This is a genomic window from Vibrio sp. M260121 (genome assembly GCF_036533715.1).
Lineage (GTDB): Bacteria > Pseudomonadota > Gammaproteobacteria > Enterobacterales > Vibrionaceae > Vibrio.
On the sequence record NZ_JATABF010000014.1, the window covers coordinates 68545 to 82264 of the forward strand.

The 13720-nt window shown below is 45.8% G+C and carries 8 protein-coding genes; 4 read left to right on the top strand and 4 right to left on the bottom strand.

Going from position 1 to position 13720, the window contains the following annotated elements; translation table 11 throughout:
• Positions 1 to 226 precede the first annotated feature (226 nt).
• The 3 genes from QTO06_RS10300 (at position 227) to QTO06_RS10310 (ending at position 5102) form a co-directional block, all read left to right on the top strand.
• On the top strand, positions 227 to 1384 hold the full coding sequence (locus QTO06_RS10300) for an efflux RND transporter periplasmic adaptor subunit (RefSeq protein ID WP_331407817.1): 1158 nt from the start codon (positions 227 to 229) through the stop codon (positions 1382 to 1384).
• Between the two features lie 13 nt (positions 1385 to 1397).
• Positions 1398 to 4556: an efflux RND transporter permease subunit gene (locus tag QTO06_RS10305; RefSeq protein ID WP_331407820.1), complete on the top strand. Its 3159-nt coding sequence runs from the start codon at positions 1398 to 1400 to the stop codon at positions 4554 to 4556.
• A 279-nt stretch (positions 4557 to 4835) separates the two neighbouring features.
• Positions 4836 to 5102 carry a hypothetical protein gene (locus tag QTO06_RS10310; protein WP_005429553.1) on the top strand — a complete coding sequence of 89 codons (267 nt, stop codon included), beginning with the start codon at positions 4836 to 4838 and terminating at the stop codon, positions 5100 to 5102.
• Between the two features lie 687 nt (positions 5103 to 5789).
• Here QTO06_RS10310 and QTO06_RS10315 read toward each other — a convergent pair.
• From QTO06_RS10315 to QTO06_RS10330, 4 genes are all read right to left on the bottom strand, one after another.
• Positions 5790 to 8891, bottom strand: coding sequence for an efflux RND transporter permease subunit (locus tag QTO06_RS10315; RefSeq protein WP_331407822.1), 3102 nt, complete (start codon positions 8889 to 8891; stop codon positions 5790 to 5792).
• A complete protein-coding gene (locus QTO06_RS10320; RefSeq protein WP_331407825.1) occupies positions 8888 to 10216 on the bottom strand; it encodes an efflux RND transporter periplasmic adaptor subunit in 1329 nt (442 codons plus the stop codon). The genes QTO06_RS10315 and QTO06_RS10320 overlap by 4 nt, the downstream gene beginning before the upstream one ends.
• A complete protein-coding gene (locus QTO06_RS10325; RefSeq protein WP_331407828.1) occupies positions 10203 to 10859 on the bottom strand; it encodes a TetR/AcrR family transcriptional regulator in 657 nt (218 codons plus the stop codon). The genes QTO06_RS10320 and QTO06_RS10325 overlap by 14 nt, the downstream gene beginning before the upstream one ends.
• Positions 10860 to 11000: 141 nt before the next feature.
• Entirely contained in the window at positions 11001 to 11699 is a 699-nt protein-coding gene (locus tag QTO06_RS10330; protein WP_331407831.1) for an HAD family hydrolase, read from the bottom strand.
• 342 nt (positions 11700 to 12041) lie between these two features.
• Here QTO06_RS10330 and QTO06_RS10335 point away from each other — a divergent pair, with 342 nt between their 5' ends.
• Complete coding sequence (locus QTO06_RS10335) at positions 12042 to 13643, top strand: long-chain fatty acid--CoA ligase (protein ID WP_331407834.1); 1602 nt, start codon at positions 12042 to 12044, stop codon at positions 13641 to 13643.
• Positions 13644 to 13720: the final 77 nt, after the last annotated feature.

Consider the following 13720-nt stretch of genomic DNA (forward strand, 5'->3'; position numbering starts at 1 on the left):
TAATTTTATTAACTTGCCATGGATAGTTCTTTTGTGATTGATAATCGCGAAACACAGCAGAAGCACGGCGCTCTTATAAAGTTGTCTATTTCAGATGCAAACACTCACTGTTTGTCCGCGGGGAGTAGGAGATTGGGTTATCGAACGTTCCGTTTGTTAATTCAGCTCTAAGGCGAAAGCCTGACGGGGATGAACAGGAGAATACAAAAATAAAAAAGGATTTTTGATGTTAGCAAAACCAGTATTACGTTGGCTTTTACCCTTCGTCGTAGTTGGTGGTTCTTATGCGGGTTATGCCGCGATTGCCGCTACTGCGCCCGAGAAAGAGTCAACCAAAGACACCATTACTGAACCCACAGTACAAACCTCTTCACTTTTTCCTACCGATCATAAAGTTGTTATCACCAGTCACGGTGAAATGCGTCCATTCGAAAAAACGCACTTAGCAGCGCAAGTTAGCGGCGAAGTGATCAGTTGGCACCCAAATTTTGTGACGGGTGGAATCGTAAAGCGTGGTGAAGTGTTATTCACGATTGAAAGTGATAACTACGAAGCGGCTGTTCTACAAGCTGAAGCGGGCTTGGCAAGTGCACGTGCTGCGTTGATCGAGGAACAAGCCAAAGCGGAAGTCGCAAAACGCCAAGCGAAAAAGTTAAGCGACAAACAAGTCACAGACCTTTACCTACGTAAGCCCCATGTCTTGAGTGCTCAGGCTCAAGTGAAGTCAGCTCAAGCTGCGCTGAAGCGAGCGAAGCGTGACCTAGAAAATTGCAAAGTAGTAGCGCCATATGATGCGCTTGTTGTTGAGCGTGAAATCGGTGTGGGTCAGTTTGTTTCTTCTGGTTCTCGTGTGGCAACACTGAACAATATCGAAGTGGCGGAAATCCACGTTCCTATCGCTGGCTTTGACAGTGCGTTTCTTCCTGAATCACTGAAAGAGCTGCGTGCAACGGTTACGCAACAAGGCATTCTATCGACGACTCGTGAAGGTAAAGTCGTTCGAGATCTCGGCATGATCGACAGCGCGACGCGCATGATCAACATGGTCATCCAAGTAAGAGACCCATATGGTCTCGATAATAATCAGCCGCCAATTAAGTTTGGCTCGTATGTTGAAGTTAGCTTTACTGGTAAGGAACTCAAGCATATCTACCGTCTTCCTCAAGAGCTGGTGAGAAACCGCACTGTGTGGGTTGTGAATGGTGAAAATGAGCTTCAACCAAGAACGGTAAATGTCCTTCGTGCTGAGGGGGAATTCCTACTCGTGGGCGAAGGTCTTGAGCAATCAGACAAGTTGGTACTGACGTTACCTGAGTACCCACAAAAAGGCATGGCTGTCCAAGTCGCAAAAAAGAATGACGACTCCGAAACCGTCGTACAGTAAGTAGGAGTCAATCATGGAAGAGAATCAACAAAAGGGCATCATTGCCTATTTTGCCAATAACTCTGTCGCTGCGAACCTAATGATGGTGTTCATCATCGTGATGGGTATCGTCAGCTTCATGTTCATTCAACGACAAATGTTTCCAAACGTTGAAGTTAACTACATCAACATTCGAGCGGCTTATCCTGGTGCCTCTCCGCAAGAGATTGAAGAGAGTATTCTGGTTAAAGTCGAAGAGTCGATCAAAGACGTCACTGGTATCAAAAAGACCGTAGCACGTGCTTCTCGAGGCAGTGCTTCTGTGTCGATTGAAGTCGATGTGAATGCCGACATCAAACGCGTATTGGACGATGTAAAACAGCGGGTAGATACCTTATCTAATCTGCCTGCAGGCATGGAACCCATCAACGTTTATCAGGTGGAGTGGCGACAAGAGGTGATAGAGATGGGCTTGGTGGGTGATAGGCCACTAGAAGAGCTCAAACCTATCGCTAAGCAAGTTGAAGACGAATTACTGCAACTGAAAAACGTTATGCTGGTGAATATCAATGCACCAGAAGAAGAGATTGCGATTGAAGTCGATCCGCTTGTTTTACGTAAATACGATCTGACTTTGAACGATGTGAGTAATGCGATTCGTCGTTATTCTGCGAACTATTCTGCTGGTGAAGTAAAAACCAATGCAGGCATGATCGCAGTACGTATTGAGAACCAATACTACCGTGGTGATGAGTTCCGTAATATCCCAGTTAAGCTTGGCGCAAACGGTGCAAAAGTTCTGCTACAAGACATCGCAACAATTAAAGACGGCTTTACTGAGGAAGATCGTTACTTCGAATACTCGGGTCAAAATGCGATCTACATGGCGGTTCAAGCCACGCGTGATCAAAACATTATCCCAGTTGCTGAATCCGTTCGTAACTACATCGAAGCAAAGAACAAAACCTTACCTGACGACATTCAACTGAAAGTTCTCGTTGATATGACCTACTACCTAAATGGTCGTCTCGACATGATGTTGAAGAACCTTCTTCAAGGTGCCGCGTTGGTGGCCATCATGCTCTCGGTATTCCTTCGTTTCCGCTTAGCAATGTGGGTAATGTTGGGGCTACCTGTGTGTTTCTTAGGCGCAGTAATGATGATGCCAATGCTGGGTATCACCGTGAACATTGTGTCTTTGTTCGCCTTTATCATGGTGCTCGGTATCGTGGTGGATGACGCCATCGTAACCGGGGAAAGTGCCTACAGTGAGATCGAAGAGAAGGGTGGTGGTGTTGAGAACGTTGTGACGGGTGTTAAGCGTGTCGCGACTCCGGCGACCTTTGGTGTGTTAACCACGATAGCGGTGTTTGCCCCATTCCTACTCTCAAGTGGAATTGATAGTGCCTTCTTCTACGGCATTGCGGGTGTGGTGATCCTGTGTCTTATCTTTAGCTTAATTGAATCTAAGCTGATCCTTCCAGCTCACTTAGCCCACACCAACTTTACGCCAATCAAAGCGGGCGGTTGGCGTGATAATTTCAACAAGCGCTTCTTCGGCTTTGTTAATGGCCCTTACCGCAGCTTCGTTAAGGCTTGTACCCATTGGCGTTGGACCGTGTTTGCCTTCTTCTGCGGTCTTTTACTGATTAGTGCAGCTTTAGTTAGCTCGAACTATGTTCGTGTGATTCCAAACCCGAAAGTGCCAACGGATTATCCGGCGATTACGATTGAGATGAATGATACGGTGTCGAGCGAGCAAACCATTAATGCGTTAAAAACCATTGAAGGCGTGATGCAGAAAATCGAAAACCAGATCATTGATGAGCATGGTCAGGGGATGATTCGAGATGTGCTTTCTTACAACCGCAGCCGTACTGAAGGTCGTATCCTTGTACCGCTTGTGGATGAAGAGTTGCGTCCATTCAATACCTTTGAACTTGCACGTCGCTGGCGTGAGGCAATGCCAGTTATTCCGGGCATGAAGAGCTTTAAGATCCGTGAACAAAGTGCAGGTGGCGGTGACCGCGACGAGTTTGGTTACTTGCTGTTTGGTTCGGACATTAACGAGCTAAACGAAGCGGGTCGCTACTTGATTGGTCGACTTCAGCAAGAAGAAGGTCTGTACGATATCTCGTCGTCTATCGATTCCGGTAGTAAAGAGGTACTACTATCACTTGCCCCTGTTGCTTATGATTTGGGCTTGGATCTGACTATGATCGCAGAACAAGTAGGCGGCAGTTTCTACGGTGGTGAAGCACAACGCATTATTCGTGATGGCGAAGAAATTAAGGTTATGGTGCGTTACCCGCAATTGACGCGTGAAGCCTTCTCATCACTGCGTTACGCTGTGATTACCACACCAGCAGGCAAGAAGGTCATGCTTGGTGATGTGGTGAAAATCAACGAGCAACCGGGTGTGAGTACCATTCGACGTGAAGGCGGTTATCAAACCGTTTATGTCTATGGCTCTATAGATGAAGAGTTGGTTGAACCTCAAGAAGTCGTGAAAGTTATCGACGACAATATCTTACCGGACATGAAGCAAGCCTTCCCAAGTGTGAAAACGGAATTGGGTGGTGACATCGAAGAGCAAGCCGCGCAACGTAACGAGCAAATCATGTTCTTCATTGCTGGCATGATCATCGTATACATCTTGTTGGCCGTGCCGCTTAAGAGCTACACCCAACCGCTGATTGTCATGTCGGTGATTCCGTTTAGCTTAACGGGGGCGATTTGGGGACACTTCTGGCTGGATATGGACATCAGCATGATGTCGACATTTGGTTTAATTGCAGCAGCGGGTGTGGTTATCAACGATTCCTTGGTGATGACAGATTACGTTAACCAAGTGCGAGAAAAAGGCATGAGCATTAAGCAAGCGGTTGTTGAAGCTGGCTGTGCACGTTTTCGAGCGATCACCTTGACGTCAATTACCACCTTCGCAGGTGTACTTCCTATCATGTTTGAAACCAGCTTGCAGGCGCGTTTTGTTATCCCGATGGCGGTCGCGCTCGGTTTTGCCGTTCTATTTGCAACTGTCCTTACTTTGATTCTGGTGCCTTGCTTGTACCTAATGTTAGAGGATATTAAAAACATCTTCCGCATTGTTAAACGGTTCTTTGGTCGTTTGATAGGTAAGTTCAAATCACAGTCATCAAACACTGTCGGCAACGAAAGCACGCAAAGCTAGTATCACTTAAAGCGAAAATCTAAAGCAGCCCTCGGGCTGCTTTTTTTGTTTTAAGCGAACTGAAAACGACTATCTATACTATAAATTGAATGAATGGTTAAATATTCATAAATATCGTTGGTTAATTTAACACTGTGTGTGTGAAATTCGCCATTGAGCAGATGGTAGAAAAATAAACTTTTGTTTAAGTTGTTGATATTAAAGGTTTAAAAAGTTGGCATCCAATGTGCAGTGTATAGAATGCAACCCAATGAACTGCTAATCCCTAAGGAGCTTATTATGCAAAGCGTATTTCTATCTACTCTAGGTCTTATTGCTGTAATGTCATCACCAATCGCTGCTGCCAACACTCTAGACAAAGAAGAGTGGAGTGCGGATTTACGTCAAGAATTTACAACAATGAAGCATGAGGCGGTTGCGGACATCCAACAAATGAACATGGACGCTATTGATGAACGCGATGAACGCATTGTTAAACACATCAAAGAACAACAAGCTCAACTGGTAAAGATCAAATGCCAGAAGACAGAGGCAACCAAGTCATAATCTCTGACGACAAAGATTCCGTGTTAGTCACAAGGACGAGTGATTAACCAGAGTGCATCCGATACAAGCACGACGTTAGTGAGCAGTCAGCGTCAACCTTGTTGCTCTATTTGCCAACCTATTAATGGGTTGGCTTTTTTACGTCTGTTGATTGAGGAGGGGACGCCAAAACTGGGAATTGAGTAGGAGAAATACGGCAGATAGAAAAAAGCCCGCGAAGAATACCTTCACGGGCGAAAAAAGGGCACCAAATTGGGTGTCTATTCATTTTGGAGATGGTCGAACGTCCATATCATACTGACAATAGGCTTGGTGAGAGGCTTACCACCAGTGCGACCAACGAGGCTAAAGTTAACATTGTTGTAATGATTGTTAAAATGTTAATTCTTCAATCAATGATTTCATTATCGTTAGTTCAGGATGTGAATGTGTTGTTGGTATGTGTCATAAGTGTGCCAAATATCGTTTTTGATAATAAAACTTATCATAAATTCTACGGTGATCATTTGGGTTGGTTATATAAAACTCGACATACTGCATTCTTAATTGTTCATATTTGCACTTAATGCCACATAATAACCCTGCATTTGTTAAGTGTCTGTGTTGTTTTTAACGCTTTTCATTGAAAACAAAAAGAGCGACCTAAGCCGCTCTCGTTCATTTTGATAAGTAAACTTATCAGTCGTTTTAGATTTCTTCGTGCTTATGGACTAGGCCGAAGTCAGCTAAAATGGCATACGCTGCTGGGATCATAAACAACACCAACAGCGTGGATGCAAAAATACCAAACACGATGGAGATAACCAGTGGCTGGATAACCTGTGCTTGCAGGCTGGTTTCAGTCAGTAACGGAAGCAAACCTGCTGCAGTGGTCATTGATGTCAGGAATACTGCTCTAAAGCGCTCCCGACTGGCTTTGACTACCGAGTCATGTACATTATCTCCTTCATCCACATGATGACGTATGTATTGAACTAACAGAATCGAGTCATTCACCACAATCCCTGCTAATGAGACGAAGCCCATCATACTTGGCATACTTAATGAGTGACCGAGTAGGATGTGTCCCCATACCACGCCAATAAAGGCGAGTGGAATCGCAAGCATTACCACGAATGGTTCCAAATAACTGCGGAATTGGTAACTCAGAATCGCAAACACGCCAAACAAACCAAGCAAGAAGCCTTTACCCATTGATGCGCCAGTTTCGGCGGTATCTTTGGCTTCGCCTTCAAAATCGAAGCGAAGGCCAGGATACTTTTGCATAAGCTTTGGCGCTTCATCTTGTTGGAACTGACGAATAATGGCAGTTGAGTTGGCTTTCGTATTGTCGATATCGCCGAATACGCTCACAGTGCGCAAGCCATCAATGCGCTGGATTCTTACGTAATTACGTTGGAAATCCAAAGTCGCAATGGTCGCGAGTGGAATTTGACTGCCATCGGACAAGATAATTGGGAAGTTTGCCAATTGCTGTAAGTCACCAGCTTGTGCTTTATCAAGGCGAACTTCAATAGAAATGTTTTCTACCCCAACTTGGATTTCGTCTGCGGTTTGGCCAAAGAAAGCCGCACGCAATTGATTAGCGATGAGCTGGCCGTTAATCCCATAAGCTTCCGCCCCCGGACGCAGTTTAACCAAGACTTCTTCTTTCCCCATACGCATGTCATCCAACACACCATGCACACCGTCAAACTCATTCAAGTATTGCTGAATGTCGATAGAAGCTGCTTTGAGCGCATCCAGATCGTCATGCTTCGCTCGAATTTCAATAGCTCGTCCACCCGGGCCCATGGTCGGTTGTTTAAATACCAGTGAGATAGGATCGGCAAGTTCACCAATATCTTCGCGCCATGCATCGATAAATTCATCGATGAGTGTGTTACGACTCTCTGCACCAAGCAAATCCAGACGTACCGTGGCAATGTGAGGGCCAGATTCATTCGCGTCGGCATTGGCGTTGAATTGACTGGTGATGTGCAGAACCAATGGATTGCCGTCTTCCACGTTCTCTGTCCATTCTTTATCTAGCTTTTGAGCGGAAGCGACGATCTTATCGACGACAGCTTCCGTTTGAGACAGAGAAGAACCCGGAGGAAGAATAATGCGCGCTTCTGCAATGTCGCCATCCAATTCAGGGAAGGGTTGGAACTTGAGTAAACCACCTACTAACGTGGCTGCGGAGATAAGAAGCAAGGCAACCACGCCCCCTATAAAGGCATAGCGATACTCGACCACTTTATCGACTGCGTTGACTAAGGTGGTGTTGCGGAAGTTCTCAAAAGAAGCCAGCAGCTTTTGTTTGAACTTGGGTGTCTTTCGCTCTTGCTTCTGTTTATGCAGGGAGTGAGAAAGGTGGTTAGGTAGGATCAAGAAGGCTTCCACCAAACTCAAACTCAAAACGAGGATCAGAACTTGAGGTACCGCTTTAAGTACTGCACCCATTTCACCTTGCAGGAATAACAAGCTACCGAAAATACACACCGTGGTTAGGAAGGAAGAAATCACCCCCGGTAGTACCTTTTTCACCCCTTTAATCACGGCATCATCTATCTCTTCTCCTCGGTCTAGGTGAGCGGCAATCGATTCAGCAATAACGATGGCATCATCCATCATGATACCGATGGCCATGAGTAACCCGACCAAAGACATGATGTTAATGGACAGGCCAAGTTGCGCCATCAAAAATAACCCACCTAAGAAGGCAACGGGCAAACCAGCCGCAACCCCAAAAGAGTAGCGAAAACTAAAGAACAACCACATGGTGGCGAAGACCAGAATGATACCTTGCCAACCGTTTTTGACCATCATGGTCAGGCGATCCCAAAGTACGGATGAAAGATCATTGGTCATTTGTAGCATCACACCGTCTGGGGCGATGGCTTGTTGTTCTTCGACAAATTGAGCAACACGTTCCTTGATACGTAGCGCATCGTCTTCTTTGTTTTTACTGACTTTTAGTAAGGCAGAAGGGTGACCATCAAAGAGGACTTTCTGTTCGTCCAATTCAAATCGATCAGTAATCGTTGCGATGTCTCTTAGACGGATGATTGATCCATTTGGACCAGAGCCCACGACGATAGTCTCAAGCTCTTCTGGCGTCACACGTCGTTCGTCAAAGCGGATCAGAAAGTTCTTATCTGGCGTTTCGACATTACCACTTGGCAACTTAACGTTTTGACGACCAATCTGCTCAGCAATATCACCAACACTCAAGCCAAGTTGGCGAATAGCTTGAGTGTCTAGCTCTACTCTGAATTGGTGGTCTGAGAAGCCAGCCACGTCAACTAAAGATACGTCATAGTCGAGCTTTAACGTGCGCTTAAGCTGTTCCGCATACGCTTTTAACTCCGGCCATGTGGTATCTGCGGTGATCGCGACATCCACAACTGGCTCATTCCAATCTAGTTCTTGGACCACAGGAGATTCAATCTCTTGTGGAAAGTCATTAATCGAGTTGATTTGAGTTTGAACGTCGACCAGCATACGCCCGATATCGGCTTCTTCATTCAGTTTTAAGATAAGACGCGCAGAGCCTTCAATCGCTTCACATTGCGTTTCTTCAATGTTAGCAAGACCATCAACAGCATCTTCCATTCGGACACAGATACTCTCTTCGACTTCTTGCGGGGAAGCGCCAGGGTAAACCACACCAGCTAGGATGTAGGGCGGATCAAACTCAGGAAAGGTTTCCCGCTTAATCGTGGAAAGTGAAGAAATCCCCAATATTAGCAGCGTTAGCATCAGCAAGTTGGCTGCTGTTGGGTGCTTGGCGAAGAATCGGATCATGAATCAGACTCCTCAATCGCCGCTTGTGACTGTTCAGGTGATTCCTTCAATAGCATGCCGTTTATCGCAGGCAGCAAATCGTTGATGATCAGCTTTTGGCCTTGCTCCAATTCGCCATCGATCACCACTTGGTTATTACGGCGATATAACACTTCAACCGTCACCACTTGCAGACGATTGTCATCGCCCATCAGGTAAATCTTATCGCCATGAAGCGCACGTTCTGGGATGACCCAACTTGGGTTCTCTTGCCCCTCTATCAAGGCACGCACAAACATGCCGTTCACCAATGGAGGCGCAGAGGTTGGGTTTAATGCACGGTAGTCTTGTTCAATTTCCAGAATCACACCGGCCGTCGCTTGGCTTGGATCAACCGTTTCACTGATGCGTGCAACTTTCGCTGGCCAGCTTGCAGAGAGGTTACCGCTGCTGAGTTCAATGTTGGCATGAATCGAATTCATATCAGGTTGTGGAATACCAGATTCATCACGGACAAACTCACCGATGCTCGCCGCCAAAGTTTGCATGTCATGAATGGAAAGCTGAGCTTCAACCTCCATGACATCAATGCCATGCCCGGTCACCATGGTCTGTTGTAGGTTAACTACTTGGTTTTGCTCAATTTCGACTTCTGCAATACGCAAGTCGTAAGGAAGGGTGATGATGGTTTTATCAAGCGAACGTTTCGCTTCGTCCACTTTTGATGCATTGACCTTAACTAGGGCTTCTGCGACACGCTTTTCATCCGGCATCAAACCGATTTGGTTTTCGATATCCAGCACTACCTTACGTTGAGAAAGTGTGCTTTGCTCTTGCTGATCTACATCCGATTGTGAGGTTAAGCCTTTCTTACGCAGGTTTTGTTTACGGTCTAACTCTTTGTTAGCGATAACTAGGCGGTTGGCTTCTATCTTGAGGGTGCTTTTGAGATTCGCTTCTTCTTGGTTCAGCTTAGCCAGAGAGGTTTGGGCAGATTTGAGATCGGCTTGAGCTTGAACCAGTTTCAATTCGTAATCGAGTGGATCGATGCGCAATATTTCCGTTCCTGCTTGCAGCACTTGTCCTTTTTCCAGTTGAGGATGACGGTAAACCACTTTACCGGTCACTTCGGCTATCGCCTTCCATTCAACTTTCGGAGCTATTTTACCAAAGCCAATAGCAACAGGTGCGATGGCTTTGAGTTCCAGAGGAATTGTTTCAACCAATCTTGCACGATCACTTGCGGGCTTGACGGGCAAATCTGGTTTAAGGCTCATCGCCAAAAATAGAATGACGACCCCAACAGCAAGGGCAGGAAAGAACAGCAGCTTTTTATTTATTTTCATATTGGTCGCCCGAGTCTAAAAATCCATGTTTCATCAGTTGTATGTTGTGTTCGAATAATCGGTTCAAGAAGGCTTCTGAGAGCTCGATACCGTGAATAGCCAGAAGTGCTGGTGGTGCCATAAAAGGAAACACCATTAAGCTGATGTAAGAGACACGACAAAGTTGAGGGTCAGCGTCTTTTCGCAACACGCCACCATCGACTAACTTATCAAAGATCACGCCTTGCATTGGCTTGCTGATATCAGCGAAAACTTTTTCGAGCAACTTACGTTGGGTCTCTGAAGGAGGCATATGCATGACTTGGGCAATCAAACGCGGGAACTGCGGGACCTTAATCATTTCGCGGTAATAGGTGCGCATTAAGTCGAGGAAGTTTTGTTCGTTGCTATCCGCTACCAACGTTTGCATTTGTTTTTGCATCGGCGATAACGTCTCGCGCAACATGGTCTCGAACAAGCCTTCTTTGTTGCCAAAGTAGTAGCGAATCATCGCCACGTTCACGCCTGCTTTCTGCGCGACTAGGCGAGTAGACACCTTGTCGTAAGCCATAATGGTGAAGAGTTCGCGCGCATGGAAAATCAGCTTCTCCCGTGCGTCGATTTTATCTGTGGGTCTTCCCGCCCTTCTATGAGCTTCCGTCACAATCGTCTCTCAAGATATTAAACATTTGATTAATTATAAGGCGCTGATTTCTTATACGACATGCGAAAAATTAATCAGTATTTAATCAAGTGATTAATTTGTGAAGGAGAGGCACAAAAAAGAGCAGTAAGGTCTGCTCTTTTATATCTCGTGAAGAGGGTAAGTGTTGTTGAGCTGATTTACCCCCCAACTCAACACAGTCCAATTCGGTCTATCGGCTTGTTCTTTTAGGCGAGGGCATGGATTGACCAGATAGGCGTAATCCGCGTATTCACACAGTGGTAAGTCGTTGATCGAATCCGTATAGAAATGGATGTTTGAGTAGGTCTCAGGTTGAGCCTCTAACCACTGTTTCAAGCGTGTAACCTTGCCTTCGCGATAACTCGGGATGCCTTTTATTTCAGCGGTATAGCCGTTGTCTTTTTCGACTAAATCAATTCCGAGAGCGTTAGGGATGCCGATGCGTCGACCAACTGCCTCAACCAAAAAAGTGACGCTGGCAGAGATGATGATCATATCAATCTCATCACGAGACAGTTGTTTAATCAGTGTTTTGGCTTGAGGGAATTGTTTAGCCAGAATATGGTTTTCAACGCACTCTTCCACTAAGGCTTTGACCTGTTCAATAGGCATGTTTTCTAGCGGCTTCATGGAGAACGTTAGGTAATCTTCCATGTCCAGTTTGCCTTCTGCGTACAAGCCCATTAGACGCTTATCTTCCTCAATAAAGTTAGACGCAGTGGCGATGCCTTTCTCGACCATAAATTCATTCCAAATCATTGCGCAGTCAGCGTTGATTAAGGTTTCATCCAGATCAAAAACATACAAAGGCTTGGACATAGTTGGCTCCCACAGTTTGGATTGAGGTCGATGTAACGTGTCGGTCAGTATAGAGCGAGGTTTACGAGTGTGGGACGTATGCTAACGACAAACTGTGACGGTTTCGTTGCACTTTTTCTGACCATGACAAAACTTAATGATTAAGTCGTGGGATGAAGCATTTCTGACTTGGTGATAGAAGGCTACAATACAGGGGTACTTTAGAAACTGCGTACTATAGATATATGGCGTCTTTCGAACCTGATCTCAATATTGTGTACTGAATACAGTCTTGTCTTTGAGTGATAATAGCGCCACTCGCACAAAGCGAACGTTAAGAAAAATACAAAAAGAATCCCCGATATGAACCAGTATGTAAATGATCCATCCAATTATCAGTTGTTAATTAAAAACTTGCTGTTTTCCCCAGTTGCTTTCAACCCCGAGCAAGAAATCGTCTACGCGAACCACCGTCGTCACAGCTACAAAACGTTTCATGACCGTGTGAGACAGTTTGCAAACGCGTTGACCAAAATGGGCGTGAAGAAAGGTGATACGGTAGCGGTAATGGATTATGACTCACACCGTTATCTTGAATGCTACTTTGCCATCCCGATGATTGGTGCAAAGCTGCATATGATCAACGTACGTTTGTCTCCAGAGCAGATCCTTTACACCATCGACCATGCGGAAGATGACATTCTCCTTATTAACGAAGAGTTTCTGCCAATTTTGGATCAGATCAAAGGCCGCATTGATACGGTCACGCGTTACGTCGTTTTACGTGATAACGATGAGTGTGAGTATGAGCGTCTGCTTGAGCAAGAAAGTACCGAATACAACTTCCCAGATTTTGATGAAAACACCGTAGCCACGACCTTCTATACAACGGGAACGACAGGCTTCCCGAAAGGTGTGTTCTTTACTCATCGCCAGCTAGTTCTGCATACACTTGGCATACTGAGCACAATCGGCACCAATGCGTCGCAAGGTCGATTGCATCAAGGCGATATTTATATGCCGATTACGCCAATGTTCCACGTGCACGCATGGGGACTTCCGTACATGGCAACCATGCTTGGTGTTAAGCAGGTTTACCCGGGCAAATATGTTCCAGATGTTCTGCTTAACTTGATTGAGCAGGAGAAGGTGACGTTCTCGCACTGTGTGCCAACCATCCTGCATCTTCTATTGAGCTCGCCAAAATCTAAGTCGATTGATTTCTCGGGTTGGAAAGTTGTGATTGGTGGTGCTGCACTGCCAAAAGCATTGTGTAAAGCGGCACTCGAACGCGATATCGATGTCTTTGCAGGGTACGGCATGAGCGAGACAGGTCCAATCCTGTCTATTGTTCAATTGACTCCAGAGCAGCTTGAACTCGACCTCGATCAGCAAGCGGAATATCGCTCGAAAACCGGTAAGAAAGTCGCGATGGTAGAAGCTCATATTGTCGATGATGAAATGAACAAACTTCCTCACGATGGTGAAACTGCGGGGGAAATAGTCGTACGTGCTCCTTGGCTAACGCCGAACTATTACAAGGACAACAAGAACTCAAAAGCGCTTTGGCGTGGGGGCTATCTTCATACGGGTGATGTCGCGCATATCGACGATGAAGGTTTTATCAAGATCACTGACCGTGTAAAAGACATGATTAAGATTTCTGGTGAGTGGGTAAGCTCTCTAGAAATAGAAGACATTCTGCATCAACACCAAGCGGTTTCCGAAGTTGCAGTGATAGGTATGCCACACGATAAATGGGGCGAGGTGCCACTAGCGTTGGTGACGTTGAAAGAAGATGCTGAAGTGACAGAGAAAGCGTTGTTAGGCTTTGCGAAAGACTTTATCACGAAAGGTATTCTTGCCAGAGAAGCGCTACTACTCAAAGTGAAGCTGGTGGACGAGATTGCCAAGACCAGTGTAGGTAAAGTGGATAAGAAAGAGCTGCGTAAACTTCATCTGTAAAGTAGTGACGCTGTTTGAGTCCAACCCATAGTATTCGGCCCCGACACAGGTTATGTGTCGGGGCCGTTTTCTTATCT